At 36.4% G+C, this 20,482-nt stretch carries 24 protein-coding genes and 1 other annotated feature (1 of these 25 cut by a window edge); of the genes, 10 read left to right on the top strand and 14 right to left on the bottom strand.

Annotated elements, in window-relative coordinates; translation table 11 throughout:
• Window positions 1–145, bottom strand: a binding site (T-box leader) (it extends 142 nt beyond the left edge of the window).
• A 50-nt stretch (window positions 146–195) separates the two neighbouring features.
• From V7024_RS13835 to V7024_RS13815, 5 genes are all read right to left on the bottom strand, one after another.
• Entirely contained in the window at window positions 196–1,389 is a 1,194-nt protein-coding gene (locus tag V7024_RS13835; protein WP_335520936.1) for an MDR family MFS transporter, read from the bottom strand.
• A gap of 355 nt (window positions 1,390–1,744) precedes the next feature.
• Window positions 1,745–2,617, bottom strand: a complete 873-nt coding sequence (locus tag V7024_RS13830) for an ABC transporter permease (RefSeq protein ID WP_335520934.1) — start codon at window positions 2,615–2,617, stop codon at window positions 1,745–1,747.
• The gene (locus V7024_RS13825; RefSeq protein WP_335520932.1) at window positions 2,589–3,554 is read right to left on the bottom strand and encodes an ABC transporter ATP-binding protein; all 966 of its coding nucleotides are present in this window, start codon (window positions 3,552–3,554) and stop codon (window positions 2,589–2,591) included. Before V7024_RS13825 ends, V7024_RS13830 begins: the two co-directional genes overlap by 29 nt.
• Window positions 3,555–3,620: 66 nt before the next feature.
• Entirely contained in the window at window positions 3,621–4,796 is a 1,176-nt protein-coding gene (locus V7024_RS13820) for an anti-sigma factor family protein (RefSeq protein ID WP_335520930.1), read from the bottom strand.
• A gap of 3 nt (window positions 4,797–4,799) precedes the next feature.
• Window positions 4,800–5,345 carry an RNA polymerase sigma factor SigX gene (locus V7024_RS13815; protein ID WP_438824468.1) on the bottom strand — a complete coding sequence of 182 codons (546 nt, stop codon included), beginning with the start codon at window positions 5,343–5,345 and terminating at the stop codon, window positions 4,800–4,802.
• A 448-nt stretch (window positions 5,346–5,793) separates the two neighbouring features.
• Here V7024_RS13815 and V7024_RS13810 point away from each other — a divergent pair, with 448 nt between their 5' ends.
• Together V7024_RS13810 and V7024_RS13805 are read left to right on the top strand one after the other, a co-directional pair.
• Entirely contained in the window at window positions 5,794–6,204 is a 411-nt protein-coding gene (locus V7024_RS13810; RefSeq protein ID WP_335520928.1) for a DUF5412 domain-containing protein, read from the top strand.
• A 16-nt stretch (window positions 6,205–6,220) separates the two neighbouring features.
• A complete protein-coding gene (locus V7024_RS13805) occupies window positions 6,221–6,712 on the top strand; it encodes a DUF6584 family protein (protein ID WP_335521021.1) in 492 nt (163 codons plus the stop codon).
• Between the two features lie 67 nt (window positions 6,713–6,779).
• On the opposite strand, the gene V7024_RS13800 is transcribed toward V7024_RS13805, so the two are convergent.
• The 5 genes from V7024_RS13800 to V7024_RS13780 form a co-directional block, all read right to left on the bottom strand.
• Window positions 6,780–7,307, bottom strand: coding sequence for a cysteine hydrolase family protein (locus V7024_RS13800; protein ID WP_335520925.1), 528 nt, complete (start codon window positions 7,305–7,307; stop codon window positions 6,780–6,782).
• Between the two features lie 141 nt (window positions 7,308–7,448).
• A complete protein-coding gene (locus V7024_RS13795; protein WP_335520923.1) occupies window positions 7,449–10,085 on the bottom strand; it encodes a collagenase ColA in 2,637 nt (878 codons plus the stop codon).
• A 599-nt stretch (window positions 10,086–10,684) separates the two neighbouring features.
• Complete coding sequence (locus tag V7024_RS13790; protein ID WP_335520921.1) at window positions 10,685–11,662, bottom strand: sporulation protein; 978 nt, start codon at window positions 11,660–11,662, stop codon at window positions 10,685–10,687.
• A 320-nt stretch (window positions 11,663–11,982) separates the two neighbouring features.
• Window positions 11,983–12,132 (bottom strand): glycogen biosynthesis protein GlgD, encoded by a 150-nt coding sequence (locus V7024_RS13785; RefSeq protein ID WP_306198077.1) that lies wholly within the window; start codon window positions 12,130–12,132, stop codon window positions 11,983–11,985.
• 15 nt (window positions 12,133–12,147) lie between these two features.
• Window positions 12,148–12,411 (bottom strand): YtzC family protein, encoded by a 264-nt coding sequence (locus V7024_RS13780; protein WP_335520918.1) that lies wholly within the window; start codon window positions 12,409–12,411, stop codon window positions 12,148–12,150.
• A 104-nt stretch (window positions 12,412–12,515) separates the two neighbouring features.
• Here V7024_RS13780 and V7024_RS13775 point away from each other — a divergent pair, with 104 nt between their 5' ends.
• The 4 genes from V7024_RS13775 (at window position 12,516) to V7024_RS13760 (ending at window position 15,412) form a co-directional block, all read left to right on the top strand.
• Window positions 12,516–13,475: a TIGR01212 family radical SAM protein gene (locus tag V7024_RS13775; RefSeq protein WP_335520916.1), complete on the top strand. Its 960-nt coding sequence runs from the start codon at window positions 12,516–12,518 to the stop codon at window positions 13,473–13,475.
• Entirely contained in the window at window positions 13,472–14,044 is a 573-nt protein-coding gene (locus V7024_RS13770; protein WP_335520913.1) for a class I SAM-dependent methyltransferase, read from the top strand. Before V7024_RS13775 ends, V7024_RS13770 begins: the two co-directional genes overlap by 4 nt.
• 124 nt (window positions 14,045–14,168) lie before the next feature.
• Window positions 14,169–14,864: an aspartate/glutamate racemase family protein gene (locus V7024_RS13765; RefSeq protein WP_335520911.1), complete on the top strand. Its 696-nt coding sequence runs from the start codon at window positions 14,169–14,171 to the stop codon at window positions 14,862–14,864.
• Window positions 14,861–15,412, top strand: a complete 552-nt coding sequence (locus V7024_RS13760) for a hypothetical protein (protein WP_335520909.1) — start codon at window positions 14,861–14,863, stop codon at window positions 15,410–15,412. Before V7024_RS13765 ends, V7024_RS13760 begins: the two co-directional genes overlap by 4 nt.
• Before the next feature lie 152 nt (window positions 15,413–15,564).
• Here V7024_RS13760 and V7024_RS13755 read toward each other — a convergent pair whose 3' ends face one another.
• The gene (locus V7024_RS13755; protein WP_335520907.1) at window positions 15,565–15,768 is read right to left on the bottom strand and encodes a hypothetical protein; all 204 of its coding nucleotides are present in this window, start codon (window positions 15,766–15,768) and stop codon (window positions 15,565–15,567) included.
• A 55-nt stretch (window positions 15,769–15,823) separates the two neighbouring features.
• On the opposite strand from V7024_RS13755, the gene V7024_RS13750 reads away from it, so the two are divergent.
• Complete coding sequence (locus V7024_RS13750; RefSeq protein WP_335520905.1) at window positions 15,824–15,997, top strand: hypothetical protein; 174 nt, start codon at window positions 15,824–15,826, stop codon at window positions 15,995–15,997.
• Between the two features lie 50 nt (window positions 15,998–16,047).
• On the opposite strand, the gene V7024_RS13745 is transcribed toward V7024_RS13750, so the two are convergent.
• Entirely contained in the window at window positions 16,048–17,109 is a 1,062-nt protein-coding gene (locus tag V7024_RS13745) for a tetraprenyl-beta-curcumene synthase family protein (protein ID WP_335520903.1), read from the bottom strand.
• 42 nt (window positions 17,110–17,151) lie between these two features.
• Entirely contained in the window at window positions 17,152–17,952 is an 801-nt protein-coding gene (locus tag V7024_RS13740; protein WP_335520901.1) for an alpha/beta hydrolase, read from the bottom strand.
• Window positions 17,953–18,026: 74 nt separating this feature from the next.
• On the opposite strand from V7024_RS13740, the gene V7024_RS13735 reads away from it, so the two are divergent.
• Together V7024_RS13735 and V7024_RS13730 are read left to right on the top strand one after the other, a co-directional pair.
• Window positions 18,027–18,542, top strand: a complete 516-nt coding sequence (locus V7024_RS13735; RefSeq protein ID WP_335520899.1) for a gamma carbonic anhydrase — start codon at window positions 18,027–18,029, stop codon at window positions 18,540–18,542.
• Window positions 18,543–18,684: 142 nt separating this feature from the next.
• A complete protein-coding gene (locus V7024_RS13730) occupies window positions 18,685–19,227 on the top strand; it encodes a phosphatase PAP2 family protein (RefSeq protein WP_335520897.1) in 543 nt (180 codons plus the stop codon).
• Between the two features lie 171 nt (window positions 19,228–19,398).
• Here the strand turns inward: V7024_RS13730 and V7024_RS13725 are convergent, their stop codons facing one another.
• The gene (locus tag V7024_RS13725; RefSeq protein WP_335520894.1) at window positions 19,399–19,653 is read right to left on the bottom strand and encodes a SunI/YnzG family protein; all 255 of its coding nucleotides are present in this window, start codon (window positions 19,651–19,653) and stop codon (window positions 19,399–19,401) included.
• Window positions 19,654–19,825: 172 nt separating this feature from the next.
• On the opposite strand from V7024_RS13725, the gene V7024_RS13720 reads away from it, so the two are divergent.
• Entirely contained in the window at window positions 19,826–20,248 is a 423-nt protein-coding gene (locus V7024_RS13720) for a PH domain-containing protein (protein WP_335520893.1), read from the top strand.
• The last annotated feature ends 234 nt before the right edge of the window (window positions 20,249–20,482 follow it).

The following is a 20,482-nucleotide window of genomic DNA, read 5'->3' as shown; positions in this document are numbered from 1 at the left end:
CGTAACGTGGATAGACGGCAATTGCTACTTTGTTTCACAACTGCAACTCAAAGGCGAGTTCATAACGAAACGTGGATTGACTTGCACCAACCGTCAACTCTCTAAACCAGCTTCTATTACTACTACTCCTTCTCACTGTTATTACATATAAGTTATTTAAAATATATTCTAAAACAAGTTACATGTTCCGTCAAACTAAACTGCAATTTTTTCGTCTACTGTTTCTTCAACACGTACTTTCTTATCATACATACTCGCTGCGATAATTGCTACTACAAGCATTACCATGATCGCGATAAACAATACTTCCATATTATATAAATCAACAATTGCTCCGCCGACAACTGGGCCAAACATTTTTCCAACAGTCGCTGCACTATTTACAACACCTTGATAAAAACCGAGCTTATCTTTTGGTGCAAGGATATTCGCAATCGTTGGCACAGCTGGCCAAACAAATAATTCACCAATTGTTAATGTCACCATCGCAACAAGGAACATTGTAAATTGCTGCGCTTGACTCAACACGATAAACGACACTGCGAAAATACCAATTCCGATCATAATTTGTTGTTTTAAAGAACGTTTCATCGCGCGAATAATCATACTTATTAATGGCTGGGCACAAACAATCATCGCCCCGTTTATCGTCCATAATAAACTATAATGGCGAAGACTAATATTCAGCTCCTGCATATGCGTCGCAATCGCTCCTTGCCACTGTACATACGTAACCCAGCATAAAGCATATGCTACACACACAATAAGAAGCGCCTTAAATCCCGGTGTAAGTGACCAACCGTTTTTCGTCTTTTCTTTTACCGCTACACGTTTCTCTTTCTTATCTTCCATACCGCGGAATCCAATAAAAGCAATTAAGAAGAAAATAAAGTATAAAATAAAGTTCGCTAAGAAAATATAATCGAAGCGATAAGAAGCAACTAAACCACCGCACGCCGTCCCAACAGCGATTCCAACGTTTTGTCCAACATACATCGCATTAAATGCTCTCCGGCCGCCTTCTGGCCAAACCGTTCCGACCATCGCATACATCGCCGGGAAGACCATTCCAGAACCAAAGCCAATTAATGCAAGCCAAATAATATAAAATGGCCAGCCATGGAAAAATACAAGACCTAAAATTGATAATAATGTAATCACAATTCCAACTAAAATTGACTTATATCCGCCCCATTTATCAAATAAAGTACCGCCGAGTAAATTACCGATTACTCCTGTTAACGAGTTAATCATTAATACCATTCCAGCCACAGATAATGACTTTCCTAGATGATCATGTAAATAAATCGTATTAAAAGGCCATAAAAAAGAAGCACCCGTGACATTAATAATCATCCCGGCTACTAATAGCCATACTTTCCTTGGCATAATTCCCCTCCTATTCTATTTTTTCGTTCCTATATAACAGTAAAATTGTAGTCGTTTTTAAATAAGAAGGCAACTGATTAATAGTTGGTGAAATTCAGATAATGAGATGTAAACTATATAAATACACATTAAAAAACTGACATAAAACCATTTTCTTTTTAGGTGGGCGAGAGCGTCTGGCCATGCGTAGAAGCGGTCAGGACCTTTTTCTGCCACATGCGATGGTTTAAAACAAAAGGAACAAGCAAGTGCAGGTCATAATTAAAACGAATATATAAAACCTACCTCTACATAAAGAGGTAGGTTTTAGTCCACACTTTACAACATTGGGAAAATACACTGAAGTTTCATCCCCTTATAAATCACGTGATTTAAATGTACGAATCGCTATAAAAATAGCTGCTAATACATAGAAAACAGCATAAACAATCATCATGTTACTCGGTGTTGACACACTCCCAAATACTCCTTGTGAGGCTATTGATAAAGGATTGTCTGATGAATCAAATAAATAGATTGTCATTTTACGATACATTGTATCAATTGGGAATAACAGGCTTGCGATTATGCCCATGTTTACAAGTGCTGTTTTTTGTGCCAATGTACCAATTTGTTCAACGAATCCGCCAATAAATCCCGTTCCGTATAAAATAATTAACACAATGCCAGCATTTAATGTTGCCATACGCGTACTTAGTAAGATCGCGATGCTAATTAAAATAACAGGCTGTAACAAGAAAAGAGCCAATGCTTTTATAATCTGCGCAGCCGTGAAATCTAAATGAAACGTGCTTCCTCCCATTGTTTGATGGATAAGCACGATACTTATAAATAGGAATGCTGCGTATGCAATCAGTAACAAGCATAAGCCAATCCATTTCCCCATTAAAAAAGAAAAGCGTGAAATTGGTCTCGTTAGCCATGTATCAATTTGATGACTTTCAATTTCATTAGCAATGCTGCCAACACTACTTAAAATAGCTAGCAACGCAGTGATAAACGAAGAAAAGTATAACCCAACTCCAAGAAGCTGTGTAGAAATAAAAGTTTTGTCCATAAAATCTTGAGCTGACGAAAGACCGCTAGATTCTCCTGGAAGGATTTCACTGACGGCATAATGAATGGCCACTCCATAAAATAGTAAAAAGGCAAATGTCATACATAACGTAATAGTAAAAATACGCTTTAACAGAATTTCTTTAAATGATAACTTGGCGATTGTCCACATGCCGCATCCCCCCTTTCTTATTTACCCAGTACATAAACACATCTTCCAAATGCGGGTGAACCGGATTTAACTGATACACAGGAATGTGTAGTGATACAAATGCTTCTAACAATCTCGGAATGTCATCTTCTTGTTGCAGCGTTATAATCCAGCGCTTACGATTTTCACGTTCTTCTATCTTCCTTACATTTTTAATAAACGAAGGCAGTTGTGTAAAGAATAATTCGCTCTTTTCACCAAGTGTTACTTCAACTTCCGTTTGAATCATCATCAATGAGCGCCAATCTCCTTGGACAATTAACTCTCCCTTATTAATAATCGCCACGTGATCACATACATGTTCAATTTCATTTAATAGATGGCTGTTTAAAAATACTGTTTTCCCTTGGTCACGAAGCTCTTCCATTAAATGACGCACTTCTTTTCGCCCGATCGGATCAAGCGCTGATGTTGGCTCATCTAAGAAAATCAATTCAGGATCAGAAAGCAAAGCGCAAGCAAGTCCGATACGCTGCTGCATTCCTTTTGAATAACCGCGAATTTTTTCTTTCTCCCTTCCCTTTAGACCTACTTTTTCAATAACCTCATTCATTTTTGCTTTCCGCTCTCGAAAAGGAAGATCGCATAATTTCGCATGCGTTTCAAGTAACTGCCAACCAGTCAGCCAATCTGGATAGCGAAACAGCTCAGGTAAATAGCCAATGCGCCGTTTTGATTCAATTGTTCCAATTGGTTGTCCTAGCATTTGTGCTGTTCCAGAATCCGGATGAATCAATCCAAGCATCGTTCGCACAAACGTACTTTTTCCGGCACCGTTCGGACCTATAAATCCGAATACAGTACCGCGCGGAACGTCTAATGAAATGCTTTTGATACCGCCTTTTCCGTTATATTGTTTTGTTAAGTTCTTTGTTTGAATAATCCAGTCTTCGTTCATGTTTTACCTCCGCCTCATACAGGAACAGAGCCGCCCCTTTTTTGCGGAGCCGCTCTTGTTCAATCATTATTTTATTTCATTTGCAAGTTTTATAAGATCGTTTGCATTCATATCTTTCCCCTGCTCTTTATGTTGCTCGATCATGTGCATTTTCCCATCTTTCTCCCAAATAAGCACGTTTTCATAATCTGTATTATATAAAACGGCCTTTACTCCTTGAACCTTTGTCTCTGATACTTTTGCATCTTTTGCTACATAAGGAATCGGGAATGTATGTGTCCAATCTTGAATACCTGCAAGTTGTGTTTTCACATTCGCAGGAATAATCGGAAGCTCTAAAACTGTTTTTTGTAATTTCGCAACATCTACACCTTCCGGAACAGAGATTTTTGGTGCGTCAATCACATTATAAGAAAAACCGCTTGATGTTCGATTCCCCTCAACTTCTATTTGTGTACGTACTGATTCCGGAACTGTGATTGAAAACTGTTTGCCATTCAAAGCACTTTCAAACTGCGTATTGCTCTGTAGTTGTTTCAACAACTTATTAGCTTTTTCTGTATCAAGTTCAAATTGCATAATAAATGACGGGTTCGCATCCACACTTGTTACACGATATCCATTTGGTACCTTTGGAACAGCATATCCAGCTTCTCTTGCTTGCTGTTCTGACTGAAAATGAGCATCTTTTTTGCTTCCGTTATCTTTGATTCCTATTTTCCCAATTCCTTTAATGGACTTCTCTCCCTCTTCCGTTTTAGAAATCCATCCTTCAATTTCACTTAAGTCCGAATCGGTAAGTTGAACGAACTGCACATCCTTTACTCGAAAAATCGATAACAAATTACTTGCTCCTGCCCGTACTTCTGGAACTGTTAAAGACACACACACAACTGCCGCTGCTGCTGCTGCAGTAATCCAACGTTTAGATGATTTCTTCATGTTATGCCATCTTCCCTTCTTTTTACTTTCTTCACTGTTTGTTTCTTCTGTTTTATGAGTTCGGATATTTTGTTCAAAGGTTTTCCAAGCCTTATCAACATCGATATCAATATCTTGACTAATGTTTGCAAACTCATCATCCAATATCACTTGTTCCCATTGATTAAGTTTGCTCACCTCTTCTAGCGTCTTTTGACATGCTTTACATTGATCAAGATGTTGAATATATTGCTTTCTTTCATCGCGGTTTAACTCTCCATCTAAGTACGCCTGAATAAATCCAATATCTTGGCATTTCATTTGTTACCCCTCCTTCATCCCTCTATACATTTTCCGGAATTTTGCCTTTGCTCGTGCTAGCATTGTTCCAACCGAAGATACTTCCATATGAGTAGCCTCCGCGATTTCTTTATACTGAAATCCCGAAAACTTCATTAATAAGAGGGTACGTTCACGCTCATCCATTTCTTTTAATGTACTTTGTACACGAGTAATCTCTTCTTTTTGAATACATTGCTCTTCCGATGATGGACTGCTAATGGACTGTTTATTATTTGCTTCTTTTTCAATTCTTGCTTGATGCCTTTTTTCCGATCGCAAATAGTTATATGCTGCATAAATAGATGCCTTTGCAAGCCATGCCGATACACTTTCAATCTGTTTCCATTCTGTATGATATAATTGCAAAAATACTTCCTGCGCTAAATCCTCAGCAATTGCTTGATCTCGCACAATCCGCATAATTTGTCTCACAACGTGAGCATAATATTGTTTAAACACATCTTGAAACTGTATATTTGAAACTGAATTTTGTTCATATATATTTAACAATGAAGCTTTCACCTCCACTCGTTTCTTCCTCCTTATTAGCTACTGTCACTATAAAGAAACCACAAATTCGCTATTTGTGACAAAAAAACAAAAAATTTTTTCTTGTATTGAAACTAATTTTAATCCCTTGCCCTCTAAGATATTTTGTTGAGAAGTATAAATCTATATATAAGTTAAAAAAACAACATAAAAACCTCCTTTCTTTTTAGGGGGACGAGAGCATCTGGCCGCGCATAGAAACGGTCAGGGCTTTTTCCTACCACATACAATATTTAAAACAAAAGGAGGAAGCTAGTAGCAATCATGTTGTATTCTGCATAGCAGCAACTTATATGTCGGAAAATTAAAATGGAGATATAACGACAAAAAAATCTTCTGTTTTAGTGAGGCGAGAGCACCTGAACATACATAGAAATTATCCATGAAATGGTATAAAATACATATAACCATTTTTAAGGAGAAGCAAATGAATAAAATCAAGAAAACAAAGAGAAAAGTAGGAATTGTATTACTTTCTACGTTGCTTATTGGAGCTTGTTTTATATATTGGCAGTTTTTTAGTTTGCAAGGTGTTCCTACAGGAAAATTAATTCGAACAATTGAATCCCCAAACGGAGAGTATAAATTGAAAACTTCCCTTCAAGATGGAGGATCATTAAGTCTAAACGCCGTTAGAGGTGAATTGGTTCATCTGAAAACGAATTCTACTAAAACGATATACTGGAATTATCCTGATGAAGATCCACTCGTTGAATGGATCGATGAGACTACGGTTACAATTGGAAATCAAACTTTACATATTCCAAAACAAGAAACGTATGATTGGCGTGACGATGAAAACCATATAAGAGAATATCCTAAGCAATTTGTAAAATGAAAAGGAGAGTTATCCCATTAACAACATACCTGAAAAAACGTTAAAAAAGATAGAAAACGATATTCAAAATAATGATTTAGGAAAAGCAAGAGATCGACTACATGGTTTAATTGCGACTTATCCTAATGCATTAGACCTTCGTAAGAAACTAGGAGATATCTATTACAAATTACAACACCCTGCAATGGCCGGTCGATATTGGTACTTAGAAGAGCATAAAACACCTGAGATGATTGAGGCGTGTTCTCTATTTGAAAAATCTATGGGGAACAACGCTAATCATATAGGGAGAGCTTTAAAATTTAAAGGGGATAACGAAACGATTAAAAGGCTATATTCTAAACCTATCACATCTTCCCTACAAGAAAAAGTAAAAGAAAAAATGATCGAAGAACCTGAAGAAACGTGGCAGGATAAGCTCATTCCTTTTGGATGCATCTCGGCACTTATATTAATCATTTTGTTTGCTCTACTTGGTATTTATACTGCCTTCGATTGGATATTTTAATAGAACAGGAGACTATGCTCGTTAACAAAAAAGCTAGCAAACAAATAAATCGTTTGCTAGCTTTTATTTATAGTACTGTATCTAACTCGACAATTTTTAAAAATCGGTTATTCCAAATGTTTTCATGATGCTTAATAATTTTCTCTGCTTCTAATACTGTACTTGTTATTGTACTATGGGTATTTTTAGAAAGAAGGTTATTTTGATATCCTAAGCTATAAGCAGCTCGAATTGTAGTATCTAAACAAAACTCAGTTTGAGCTCCTGCAAAAACAATTTGCTCAATTTCTTTCTCTTTTAAGTAGTTGAATAGCTCTGTTTGATAGAATGCATCCCATTTCGTTTTTTGAATTACTTTATCTGAGGAAGCCCTAGCTAATCCTTTATGTAATTGCCAGCCATCTTTCCCTTCAAACATTTCATCTGTTTCCTCTGTATCTGTATGTTGAATGAAAATAACTGGGATATTTTTTTCGTGAGCTTTCGTAATTAATTTGTTGATATTTTCAACTACACGTTCTTTGTCGTATAAAAAATTTTGCGGCTCAAGAAAGAAAATCTCTTGCACATCAATGACAACTAAAGCTTGTTTCATTACTATTCCCCACCCTATTTGTTTCTTTTTTATTATAACACCCATTACCAAATTGTGTAATTCTATTAATGAAATAATGATACAATTAAAAAGTCCAGCCACCGATTCTCTGTGGCTGAATTTCTTAACTCTTACTTTCAACTATTTTACCTGTACTGTATAATTCCCTGTTCCACCGCTATATTTATAGATACTTAAATAATATTTTCCTGGCTTCGCATTATAATTTCCAAGCAATTTATTTCCGTCGCGTTTCGTTGCATAAGCGGCATAATTATTAAGATCTGATTCAGAATATAATACCCAGTTCATACCAAGATTTTGTTCATTCGTAACGGTAATCTGTAAATCTTTCGGATCCTTTACATCAATTACAAATCGATCAGTTAAATCTTGATCACTTAAGCTACCTCGTAATAACATGTTGAGTGTTAGTGGATTTGCTGTATTGAACGAATTATTCGGTTCTTTTTCTACAGTATTATCCTCTTCAGTGTTAACTCCGCTAAACACAACATCATATTCAAATTGTCCAGCTGCATTGACGCGGTAATTCACGAAATAAGCAGTCAATGTTTTGTATCCGCTCCACTCTTTTTCGGAAAGATGTTTCAGCATATCATTCGTTGCTTGATTCATCGCTTTCCAGTCTTCAGTTTCTCCTTTTGATGCACTTCCTGTATATGTTCCTTGTAGTATAAATGTATTAAAGAATTGTGACTTATTCTTTGTTACCTTCACATCTTTTAACTTCGCTTCATTTGTAATATCTGCCTCAACATCCGAAAGCGCTTTCAGAGCATGCTGCGCTAAATAATTATCTGATACTTGCGGAATTGTATACTTATCACGGTTATCAATTAACATTTGCATATAAGATTGGTAGTCTGCATTTAATTGATTATCTTTACTTAATGCAGAACGATATGCATCGTATCTTGGCACATCGTTTGCACGAATTAAATCATGTATTTTATCGAACGTCTCAGGGCGATTATTATACATATAAGATTGCAGTGCAAATGAATAGTTATAAAAATCCCACGTTCCGTATTTTGCATTTAATGTTTGCTCCGCTGTGTATCGTTTTGCTGGATCATACGATAATCTATTAATTATACTTTTTCGCGGTACAACGCTATCTAATCGCGTTGAGCCTGCAAAGAACTCCGCATTTCCTTCTTCAAACCAAGTCAAACGCTCATTTTGATACATGTCCCCTTGTCTCCATAATCCAGGAACCTCGTATCTTCCCTGTAAATAGTGTGTAAATTCATGACGGAACAACTCTTCTAAACTAAAAACACTTTGCTGTGGTGTACGCTCATATGTAAAGAACGTTCCAATTCCTTCAATGTAAATTCCACCATTATTCGTTTCATAGCCGTACAATTGACGGTTAAATTGGTATTCATCCGGACTATTATAAATCACCATTGTTAACACATCATCAGCATGTCCACTTTCGAGCGGCTTATCACTACCAACTGTACGATAAAATTGAGATCGTACTTCTTTTGCCGCCCAGTATAAACGTTTAATCTTGTCTTCACTAACTTTATCTCCCGCTTTAAAAACAATTGCCCCGTCATCGAATGTATACGTTTTCGGTAAATATTTCTTCTTACCATCTTCTCGAATTTGATCTAAATTTACTGTTTTACCGTTTGCATCTACTCCGCCGTAATTTGTAACAATTTGTTCTGCCGCAACAAAATATTGTTCTCCTAAATATGGATAAATCCGCATCGCTTCTGTCACAACTTGCTGTCCTTTTGCCTGTGTACTATGAAGCTTGCCAAATCGGCCAGCATAGTAAATTCCGTTATTAATTAACCATCCATTTTTGTCTGTTACTGTACCAATTAACGCAAAACGATTTATTTCATTAATAAAACTATCGATGTTTCGATACCACATCGTATCTTTCGGTTCTTTGCCCGTATCATACATATACGTCTGAACATCAAAATCAATATTTTTCATCAATTCATATACAGCATCACCTTTTGACTTCTCTCCAATGAAAGTTGCAAGATTATCGTTATATTGCTTGAAAATTCCACCTGCATATTGAATAACTTCAGCATCAGCTGATGCGTTTCCAATTAGCTTTCCATACAATGAAACAACTTTGTTTTGTTCCGATGTGCCAAGTTTGAAATTCTGATTTTTCGCAACCGCTTTCAAAGCTGGTAAACATTTATCATGATAGCTACGCTCATTTAGTTTGCTTAATTCATCATGATAAAAACCTAAATAAAATGCCGCACGTAAAGTTTCTCCTAATGTCTCAATCCCTTTTGAATCATTTTGCGTATACGTTCGACCTTGTTCTGCTAGTTTATCAATGATCGCTTGCATGCGGCTATCATCTTGATAAAACTTCAAACTATCATTCGTAAACTGAAATAATTCCGGAATTTGATACCATTGAATCGTAACAAGAAGATCAGTTAATTGTTTGTTGCTTAATTGATTCAATTCAGCCATCGAATATTTTTTTTCTTCAGTTAGCTGTTTAGCATTCTCGTTTGGCGCTAGTGGACGCTGCGATAAATCTGCCAGCTTTAACCTTTCGGTAAAAGATGCATTTTCTTGTACGTTCGAAGAGTGCGCTATCTCATCAACGGATTTCTGTATTCCTACCGGCTCCATCTGTAATACATTCTTCGCAGTTTTTTCTTTCGTCTCTGCTTGAATTTGCATTCCGTTACATGATATCGTAACAAGTCCCACGCCAAGCATCAGTTTATAAAATTTCGAGTGTTTCGCCATACTATTTTCTCCTTTTCTTAAAAATAATGAAAATTCTGACTTTTTAATTCAAAACTGTTAGACAACGGCACCCCCAGTTATAGCGGTAAAATCAGCAGCCAATATTTTCAATAAGTCTTCTCTTATGACAGCTACCGACAAATTTCCTCCTTTCCTTATTTTATATAAGCAAGAACTGTGCCAATATTGATTTTCACAAAATAGACACATTCAAGACAGAATAATCAAATAATTTATACACTCATAATTTAGTCATGTATAAATTGTTTGACATAAAAATCCCCAGCATCTTGGAGAGAATTATTCTCTTGGAATGAAAATGATCTCAACTATCGAAAAATGTCGAATTAATAAGAATATTGTCTTTTTTTCGTTGATTTATTTTATTTTTAATGATACACTCATATCATAAAGAAAGAGTAAAAACGAAAAACCCTTCAGTTTTAAAGTTTTCCGAAAATTAAGTATTTAACTATTTTACTGTTCACTTCCATGCTTGTGTTTCTCCTACTCTTTCTTTTTAGCGTCCCCCCTTATCAAGCTACCCTTCTTGATAAGGGGGGATTTTCTTTATTTGCATGTACGGAACACTCTTTCAATTATTCCTCATCATCCCAAAAAAATGATTCTTCTTGTTCTTCTTCTATTTCTAATTCTTCCACTGCGTCTTCTTCTATTTCTTCTATTTCTTCTACTGCTTCTTCTATTATTTCCTCTACATCCACATCATCTATTAATTCATTTAATAATACGCCACCTAATATTCCAACTGCTAATCCACCTACCATGCCCGCAATTGGGCTTCCCACGTGTCTATGAGATGAATGATGATATGTTTCATAAGAAAACGGTTGGATATATCCATAAGGATTGGACGTTATTTCTGCTATATACTGTTTTAACATAAACGCTACCTGTCTTGTATCCCGTAACATATCTTGTGAAATAAAGAATTCACGTTTCGCTTCTATCTCTTCATAACGATTACGACAATCTATCTCTAACCAAATTCGGATTCCTGTTCCTTCATAAGCAAGACGCATCTCTATTTCATTCACCTGCATTACAAACAACTCTGTAGGAACAAAAGAAAATTCTTGTCCATATGTATCTACCTTACCGGATTTCGATTTCTCCTGAAACCCTAGACTTCCGAGCGCATAAAAAATGGTTTGTACTTCCTTAGAAGCATCTATAACAACATCATCAAAATCCATTCGATCTATTCCGCCTTGAATATCTAAATGCGTATCAAAATAATAAGAAACACCTTCTCGAGAAATTGGCAAATGAGTTGGAATCACATAAGAAAATGGAATGACTTTTTGTTCGCTCGGATAAATCATTTGTGCTCCACTTAATGGAATCATTGCTATTTCACGTCGGACCGTATCTTGTTTTGTCATAAAGCGCATCATGAAACTTACAGCCAGACTGTTTATTTTTTGTTCTACTTCACCGCCTTGAATATGTACTTCTCCATATACAGTCTCTCCCGCTGCATACGGACGACTCTCAAAGCGTAAATCAACTTTAGCTGCTCCTTTCCCAAACCTTGCTAACATTTTCTTAAACATCTGTACCGCTCCCTTTGTTTTTAGTTTTATAAAAAATTGCTTTTTTATCTATTTTTGGTTCATCACCAAAAGACGGGGGTGACATATAGATAGATGTACACTCCACTCCGAGTGGACACTTTCCTCGCTATTCCCGCAGGAGTCGCCACTCACAGTGAAGTGTATTAATAATGATTCATTTTCAAAAAATCAACCCCATGTTACGGTGATGAACCCTATTTTTCTCTTTTATTATTATATAGGAATAAAATGTTATTTGTATAATAAAAACCACTAACACAATCATGTGCTAGTGGTTTCATGTTGGCATTTTTTCTCTTCTATTCAGATTGCTTCGATTTTTGCGGCTGACTTTTCTTGCGATTGTTTTGTTTTGCTTGCACAACTGGATCAAGTTCATTGGAAAACTCAGCATTATGTCCATTTTGTGTTTTTTGCTCTGGGTTATTTTGATCTGAACGCGTTGCCATTTCAATCTCTCCTTATTAATGCGATGTGATAATCATTTGATGTTGTAATTGTCGTATTGCCATACGTGCGCGATTTAATTGTTCGCGTTGTTCATCATTTGCATAGTGCTGCATCGTTTGCATCTCATTGTAAGCTTGTTCTAATTGAAGCTGTGCATCAGAATATTCCATCGTATTGTAATGTTCTTGTCTCATTCCAATTTCTAATTGTTCTTTTGCATATTCCATTGCTTGGTGTGCATTCTGAATGCATGCTTCCAGTGATTCACGCTCTGCCATGATTGTTCCTCCTTACCTATATTTCTCCTTTAGCTTGTCCGTTCTATATGAACCTTATGAGTATGTTATAATGATTTTTGCTCATATCATTGAGGAGGAATAACATGAAAGTCCAAAATCCTTTCCCATATTCAAATGACAATAAACGTTACCATACGTGGAACTACCATCTGCGCGGACATTTCGGCGAGAAAATTTTTAAAGTTTCCTTAGATGCTGGATTTGACTGCCCAAACCGTGATGGCACAGTTGCATACGGCGGCTGTACATTTTGTAGTGCGGCTGGTTCCGGAGACTTTGCTGGTGACCGCCGTGATGATGTTGTTACACAATATCATGAAATGAAAGAAAAAATGCATACAAAATGGAAAGACGGTAAGTGTATTGCCTATTTCCAAGCTTATACGAATACACATGCTCCTGTTGAAGTATTAAAAGAGAAATTTGAACCTCTTTTAAAAGAAGAAGGCGTTGTCGGTCTTTCGATCGCTACAAGGCCAGACTGCTTACCTGATGATGTTGTCGAATATTTAGCTGATTTAAATAAACGGACATATCTTTGGGTCGAGCTTGGCTTGCAAACTGTGCATGAACGTACAGCGCTTCTGATTAATCGTGCTCACGATTATCCTTTATATGTAGAAGGTGTAAATAAACTTCGTAAGCATAACATTAACGTGTGCTCACATATCATTAACGGTCTCCCGCTTGAAGACTATGACATGATGATGGAAACAGCGCGCGAAGTGGCGAAGCTCGATATTCAAGGGATTAAAATTCATTTGCTGCACTTATTAAAAGGAACACCTATGGTGAAGCAATATGAAAAAGGACAACTCCAATTTCTTTCTCTTAAAGATTACGTAAATCTCGTTGTTGATCAGCTTGAAATCATCCCATCAAATGTCATCGTACATCGCATCACAGGTGACGGTCCGCCCGATTTAATGATCGGTCCAATGTGGAGCTTAAACAAGTGGGAAGTATTAAATGCAATCGATGCTGAATTTGTACGCCGCGGCAGTTGGCAAGGCAAATATGCAAATGAGGTGAAGACAGTATGAAATTAGAACGCATCTTACCATTTGCTCGCACGCTGCTAGAGCGTGCGGTGAAAGAAGGAGATTACGCCGTTGATGCAACGTTAGGCAACGGTCATGATACGTGCCTTTTAGCAGAGCTTGTAGGCGAAAGCGGAAAAGTATTTGGCTTCGATATTCAAGAAGAAGCCATCACAAATTCAAGCGCACGACTACAAGAAAAAGGATTAAACGAGCGTGCCGTTCTTATTCATGATAGTCACGATACATTAACAGCCGTTTTACCAGAAGACGCAAAAGGAAAAGTAACGGGAGCGATCTTTAACTTAGGCTACCTTCCTGGCGGCGACAAAAGCATCGTCACAAAACCAAACTCAACTCTTTCTGCCTTGCAGCAGTTATTAGAAGTGATGGCACCAGAAGGAATCATCGTCCTTGTCATCTATCACGGACATCCTGAAGGACAAATAGAACGCGATGCCGTTATGAAGTTCGCAGCGAAGCTAGATCAAGAAGAAGCACACGTACTAAAGTACGAATTTATGAACCAACAAAATAACCCGCCGTTTATTATTGCGATTGAAAAAAGATAGAGTGCAACATGAACACCTACAAAAATACGTGCATACCGCGCGTATTTTTTATTGTCTAAGAAGGATTCTTTCACGCGAAACAAGAATTTCTATATCCGAATGAAAACAAAGGGGATGAACAACTATGATTGGAATACTAGCAGGAATGGGCCCAAAGTCTACCGGGCCATTCGTTGATAACGTAGTAAAACAATGCCAAGCAATTTACGGCGCGAAAGATGACATGGACTTTCCTCATATGATGATTTACTCATGTCCAACACCATTCTATATCGATAAGGCCATTAATCATGAGGAGATGGAAAGAGCAATTATAAACGGGGCACAAAAACTTGAAAGTACGGGTGTCGATTTTATTGCTCTGCCATGTAATATGGCACATCTTTATTTTGAACAACTGCAGGCATCCCTCTCAATTCCAGTATTAAATATGGTGGATGAAACGCTAAAAGAAATCCCTCATCACGTTAAAAAATTAGCTCTTTTAGCAACTGATGCCACTGTTCAATCGTGTATATATCAAGAGGGATTTATAAAACGTGGTGTAGATTATATTCAAAAAGATAGCTGGCAAACTGCTATTAATCAAATTATACATAAAATAAAAATAGGACAAATAAACGAAGCAAGTAACTTATGGAATACACTATGCTTAGAATTAACTGAAACTATTGATACTGTTGTCATAGCATGTACAGATTTGAATGTCGTATTAGAGACAGAGCAAGGTCGTCTTCACTTTGTAGATTCCTCTACATGTCTTGCTAAAGCAATTGTAAATAAATATTTACCTTATCAAAAGGAGAAATACAAAAAATGAAACTTATCCCATTCGAAATGGGCTATACATTTGATGAAAACCTCCGTGAAAAGCCTTTATCTCTTGAACAAATGAAACAAGGTATTACATTTCTTAAAACAAATTTAACTACTCCAGGTATATTCTATGCAAAACAATGTGGTCTAATTGGGACCTATGAACGTATCGCAGGAAATCTACCTGAGAGTAAATTCTATTTACAGCAAGCGATCGAACAATATGAAATTTCTCAGCATATACAAGGACTATTTATTAACAAACTACGCCTTGCTCACGTTTATCACTGGGAAAGAAACTTTAAAGAGGTACATAAGATTTTCAATGAACTTTTACATCTACTACAGCAAAATGAGTTAGCTTCATATGAGGATTTTTTCTATCAGCATTACGGCAAATGTAAAATCGATGAAGGAGATATCTCTACAGCTTTAACTTATTTTCAAAGAGCGTTACAAATACGATTGAAAAAGGGAGATCAAGAACTGATTGACTCGACGGAACGGTGTATTCAATATTGCCGTTCTATTTTGATAGATTCTGGCAATTAGCAAGTGTCTCATCAAAATATCGACGACTTTCTCGATATATCGACCGTTTTTCATCATATATCGGCGCTTCGACACGGGATAAAGACCTTTCGACAAAATCAGACATGAATACCCCAAAAAGAGGAGCTCCCATACAAAAGTATGAGCGCTCCTTAATTCGTTTCTTCCGGATGCTTTAAGAACCAAATATCCACAATAATAACAACTGCTAATACCGCCTGTATGATGTAATCTACAGTTGTTGGTCCACCTGCTTTTATCAGCATATTATAAATACCAAGTACAAATGAAATAGAAAGGCACACTAATAACGAAACTTCGATATTATCATATAACTTTTTAAAGAATTTCTTCATTTTAGCACCTCCGCATTTATACTTTACCATATAATAGAAAAAAAGAGGTAAATACATGACAATCTTCGGTATCATATTTTGGTCCATTTTCATTTTGCTTATTAGTGTAGGGTTTTTCTTACAGCGAAAATATAAATCCAAATCTCCAAATAAATCAGATAACCAAACCATTCATGAGGAACTAGGAAGAGATGATCAGCATCGGAATGATCCTTTTATCCCGCATTAACATAAAAAACGAGCTGCATCCTACCCCCTGTAGAATACAGCTCGTTTTCATTACTGCGCGATCTTCTTCCGATACATCTTTCCATTCCAATAGAAAAAGCGTGAAGTAAAGCCTCCGTATTTCACAATACGCCGTGCCATGTACTGCATTTCTTTTTGCTGCGACACTTTCTCGTCTGATAAATAAATGCCAAGCAGTCCTCGGCTGATGAGGCGATGGAATTTCATGTGCGGCAGTTGTTCTAAACTTCTTTCTGCTTCTATTACAAAATGTCGCAATCTCTCAAGAGTTGCTTCTTTATTTTCATAATAACTACAAAAATTTAAATCTCCGCCAATACGATCTTCTTCTTGGTCTATGAAGTAATCAAGTAAAATATGTAATCCTTGTACATAAGGAAAATACCCTTGTTTAATTTTCATAATATCATCGTCTGTTAATTCATCATGGAATGCATACGCTACAAGACAGAAGATACCAAGCGTTGAACCTGCACAAGCGGAAAATTCAAACCAGCTCATTGGCGGAACTTTTTCACGATGTGCTGCAAACCACGTTTTTAAGCGCTCTTCTCTCTCTTCTTGCTTTACATGTTTATGAATTTGTAAATCACAGTAATAACAAGCAAGTTCGTGAAGAATTGGTGCAATCTTGTTATAATGCTTCGTCTTCGCAAGCATTTCTTGACAAGTTATTACAAGTTCATCTAAATAACCACCATCATCTTGATCATCACGATAACGATAATAGTTGCTTCCTTCACTTCCTGGTGTTAGCGCTGCAAGCATTGACTCATGGAGCGCTGCAAAATCATTGGGATCAAGTGATGTGCTACGGTCGCATAAATTATCCAAATAATCACTAATTGTTTGATATGCTACAATGAATCGAATGCATTCCTCACGATGTTCATCGGCAAGCAGCGCTAAAATGCCGCCGCCTTCACAGTGAAATGTTTTATGCTCAATACTCGCTAACGCTTGATTATGAAGTTCATCATTCGGAATATGGTAGGCGCGTTCTTTCCACATTGCGAGCTCATGGTGTACGACCGGAAACACATCTCGGTATACTTTCGCCATGAGCGTTATGGGGTTACTCGGTACTTTCACTTCTTTCTTCATCTCCTCTAAATGAATATAAAATTTATACTGTTAATTATTTATTTCTGTTTCTTGAATTAAATGTGTTTCCACAAACGATTTGGCATATGCAAAAATTTCATCTTTTTCATACTCATTAAACAGCTCATGATAACAATTCGGCCATTCCTTGTATGCTTTGTCACTAATTTTCAGACTATCAAACCAGTTGCGGACACGTGTTTTATCTACAAGTTTATCCTCACATGCCTGCATTAGCAAGAGTGGTACGTCTGGAAATTCATCTCGTTTTTCATGTGCAACTTCTATCGCTTTAATTAACTCACTATACCAACGAACTGATACTTTGCGCAAGAACAATGAATCATTTTCCATCGCATCGCGAATTTCATGATTACGCGTTGCCATTTCAACTGTAATATTTGAATGAAATTGCATTTTCGGTGCCACAACATTCAGTACTTTCGCAATGGTACGAATCGGTAGTTTCGGCGTTGATAACACCCCTAAACATGGCGAAGTCAAGACTACCCCCTGCACATCCATTTTCGTTTCTTGCAGTACGCGAATGACGGTTAATCCTCCCATACTATGTCCGAATAGAAAAAGGGGCAAGTAATATTTTCTTGCTTCTTTAATCCATGTCTTTACTTCTTCTATGTATTCATCAAATGACGTAATATGTCCTCTATTTCTTGAAGTTGTTCCGTGCGCAGGTAAATCTCCCATCACAACATGAAAGCCAAGATGACGCCACATGTCTGCAAGTGCTTCGTAACGTCCATGATGCTCCATTGCACCATGTACCATAACTATAACACCTTTCGCCTCTTCTGCTTCATAATTCCACATAAAATTCCTCCATTTCACTCTATTTCATAATTTGCTACACTAATATTAGTTTCTAGGAGAGGAAGGTTACTTATATGATTTATCCTTACAAAGACAAAAATCCGAAAATTGCTGATAGTGCATTTATCGCTGACTATGTCACAATTACAGGTGACGTTACAATTGGTGAAGAATCAAGCATTTGGTTTAACACTGTCATCCGCGGGGATGTTTCTCCAACGATTATCGGAGACCGGACTAATATACAAGATCAATGTACACTTCATCAAAGTCCAAAGTATCCACTTATTCTAGAAGATGATGTCACAATTGGACATCAAGTCATTTTACATAGTTGTACAGTGAAAAAAGATGCTTTAATCGGTATGGGTTCCATTATTTTAGACGGAGCTGAAATTGGTGAAGGTGCATTTATTGGTGCCGGCAGTTTAGTACCACAAGGAAAGAAAATCCCGCCAAATACACTTGCATTCGGTCGCCCGGCCAAAGTAATTCGCGAACTAACGGAAGAAGACCGTGAAGATATGGCTCGCATTCGTCGTCAATACGTCGAAAAAGGACAATATTATAAAAGTTTACAAACGAAATAAAATTTTTAGCTGCCACCTTATATGGCAGCCTTTTCTTTGTAAAACTCTACATTTTCTTTACAGAATCTTAGTATTCCCTCAATGAAAACTTATTAAAATAACAGTGATACTTCAAATATATGTAGTGAGGAGGAGAAGTTTGATGAAAACTAGATCCATCAGCTCCTTATATAAAATAGAGTGCTACATCTTCAAAGGAATTAACCACTATTTTGACCGTAAAGCATTAAACATCTTTTTTCGCACCATTACTCACATGGGCGGTGCAACTTTTACAATCGCTCTTATTATATTCTTACTTGTTCTCACAAACGGATCTTTACGAGGAGTAGCAATTGCTAGCGCTATTTCTCTTTTAATTAGTCACATTCCCGTGCAAATTTTTAAAAAGTGTTATCCTCGAAAACGCCCTTATTTAACTATTCATAATGCAAAGTATCCAATGAATCCATTAGTGGATCATTCTTTTCCATCTGGACACACGACTGCTATCTTTTCTGTTATCATTCCTTTTCTATTATATGAACCACGTATGACATTCTTGCTACTTCCCGTTGCAATTTGCGTCGGCATTTCTCGTATTTATCTCGGCCTGCACTATCCATCGGATGTACTTGTCGGCATGTGTCTTGGGACAATAGCCGGTATTGTTTCTTACTATCAATTCATTCCACTTTTTATATAGAAGAAGACAGAAATGCTGGCGTAATCTCATTTTTATTTTATCTTTCCAATCACCCTCATATATCTAATCGTATATTATAAACATAATCATTTCATACAGGAAGTGGGAATTACCTTCATAAAAACTATAGCCCTTGGGACGCTTCCCAAGGGCTATTAAAATGAAATATTTTTAAGATGAATGTATTTCATTTAAAATTGAAGTTTTATTTGTAGTAAATAACAAATAATTATGTTTTTTAGTCTTAATCAGGATTCGATCCGTTGTCCCATACGGCGTTCCAATTCGAATTACATTCGCTTCTTCTCCACCGTAAGTGTCATCTTCAATGACCTCAATAATTTCCTTTAGAGGAATACAAATTTTTGCTAGTTGCCATTCAATCATTAATTCTTCGTCTGTTTTTGTAACTTTAATTCCTAGCATATGATCAAGACCTTTCCATGATTAATAGATTTTTATTTTTATAACAAAAATAAAAATCTATTAAAAATTTTACCTCATTAAAAAAAGATAAAATATGCAATTATGCATATTTTGCATGATAATTATTGTATTATAATTATTTTATGTACCGAAGATACCGAGGTGGATATATATGAAATTTAAAGTAAAACAAAATCCTTTTCATATGCTTATACTTTTAGTACTCATTTTCTTTTTTATTACAATGTTTTTCATACAAGAGGACAATAATGTTTATGTAAGTTGTATGCCATTGTTAAACATAATCAATTTTTTATTTGTTTATAGATCATCCACTTACACAATCACCGATGAATCCATTATTATTAAATACTATTTTACAAACACCGAAATTCCTTTTAAAGATATCCAACACATGAAATACTACGGAAAACCACTACATTCAGAAAAATGGACCAGACAACGATTAGAAATTATGTATAGCTTATTTGATGTAATAACAGTTTGTGTGCCACAAGAAGAAGAGAAGTTCATCCGTGTATTAAAAGAAAAATCCCCTACTATCAAGATTATAAATAAACCCGCTAATGAATAGTTTTAGCGGGTTTATTTATAACAAAATTGGCGCTCCTCGCATAAATTTCCTTCTACAATATCCCGATTTCCATAAGTTACGATTCACTAAATAAAATAGAGATACTTCTTTCTATGAAGAAGTATCTCTATTTCTATCTTTATCCCGCATTAACGGGCAGTAAGCCCCCCACCTCAAGATTTAGAGAGAAGCGAAGAAGATAGGTGGGGGACAACTGCCCGTAAAAGCCCGATT

Source organism: Bacillus sp. JJ864, from assembly GCF_036963045.1.
Classification (GTDB): Bacteria; Bacillota; Bacilli; order Bacillales; family Bacillaceae_G; genus Bacillus_A; species Bacillus_A pseudomycoides_C.
Note: the sequence above shows the minus strand (reverse complement) of the source record. Positions and strands in the feature narration are given on the sequence as shown.

Excerpts from the sequence above, each read along its gene's own strand:
- V7024_RS13835 (WP_335520936.1), bottom strand. The coding sequence starts at position 1,389 with ATGCCAAGGAAAGTATGGCTATTAGTAGCCGGGATGATTATTAATGTC.
- V7024_RS13830 (WP_335520934.1), bottom strand. The coding sequence starts at position 2,617 with ATGTGGACAATCGCCAAGTTATCATTTAAAGAAATTCTGTTAAAGCGT.
- V7024_RS13825 (WP_335520932.1), bottom strand. The coding sequence starts at position 3,554 with ATGAACGAAGACTGGATTATTCAAACAAAGAACTTAACAAAACAATAT.
- V7024_RS13820 (WP_335520930.1), bottom strand. The coding sequence starts at position 4,796 with ATGAAATGCCAAGATATTGGATTTATTCAGGCGTACTTAGATGGAGAG.
- V7024_RS13810 (WP_335520928.1), top strand. The coding sequence starts at position 5,794 with ATGAATAAAATCAAGAAAACAAAGAGAAAAGTAGGAATTGTATTACTT.
- V7024_RS13800 (WP_335520925.1), bottom strand. The coding sequence starts at position 7,307 with ATGAAACAAGCTTTAGTTGTCATTGATGTGCAAGAGATTTTCTTTCTT.
- V7024_RS13795 (WP_335520923.1), bottom strand. The coding sequence starts at position 10,085 with ATGGCGAAACACTCGAAATTTTATAAACTGATGCTTGGCGTGGGACTT.
- V7024_RS13790 (WP_335520921.1), bottom strand. The coding sequence starts at position 11,662 with ATGTTTAAGAAAATGTTAGCAAGGTTTGGGAAAGGAGCAGCTAAAGTT.
- V7024_RS13785 (WP_306198077.1), bottom strand. The coding sequence starts at position 12,132 with ATGGCAACGCGTTCAGATCAAAATAACCCAGAGCAAAAAACACAAAAT.
- V7024_RS13780 (WP_335520918.1), bottom strand. The coding sequence starts at position 12,411 with ATGGCAGAGCGTGAATCACTGGAAGCATGCATTCAGAATGCACACCAA.
- V7024_RS13775 (WP_335520916.1), top strand. The coding sequence starts at position 12,516 with ATGAAAGTCCAAAATCCTTTCCCATATTCAAATGACAATAAACGTTAC.
- V7024_RS13770 (WP_335520913.1), top strand. The coding sequence starts at position 13,472 with ATGAAATTAGAACGCATCTTACCATTTGCTCGCACGCTGCTAGAGCGT.
- V7024_RS13765 (WP_335520911.1), top strand. The coding sequence starts at position 14,169 with ATGATTGGAATACTAGCAGGAATGGGCCCAAAGTCTACCGGGCCATTC.
- V7024_RS13760 (WP_335520909.1), top strand. The coding sequence starts at position 14,861 with ATGAAACTTATCCCATTCGAAATGGGCTATACATTTGATGAAAACCTC.
- V7024_RS13755 (WP_335520907.1), bottom strand. The coding sequence starts at position 15,768 with ATGAAGAAATTCTTTAAAAAGTTATATGATAATATCGAAGTTTCGTTA.
- V7024_RS13750 (WP_335520905.1), top strand. The coding sequence starts at position 15,824 with ATGACAATCTTCGGTATCATATTTTGGTCCATTTTCATTTTGCTTATT.
- V7024_RS13740 (WP_335520901.1), bottom strand. The coding sequence starts at position 17,952 with ATGTGGAATTATGAAGCAGAAGAGGCGAAAGGTGTTATAGTTATGGTA.
- V7024_RS13735 (WP_335520899.1), top strand. The coding sequence starts at position 18,027 with ATGATTTATCCTTACAAAGACAAAAATCCGAAAATTGCTGATAGTGCA.
- V7024_RS13730 (WP_335520897.1), top strand. The coding sequence starts at position 18,685 with ATGAAAACTAGATCCATCAGCTCCTTATATAAAATAGAGTGCTACATC.
- V7024_RS13725 (WP_335520894.1), bottom strand. The coding sequence starts at position 19,653 with ATGCTAGGAATTAAAGTTACAAAAACAGACGAAGAATTAATGATTGAA.
- V7024_RS13720 (WP_335520893.1), top strand. The coding sequence starts at position 19,826 with ATGAAATTTAAAGTAAAACAAAATCCTTTTCATATGCTTATACTTTTA.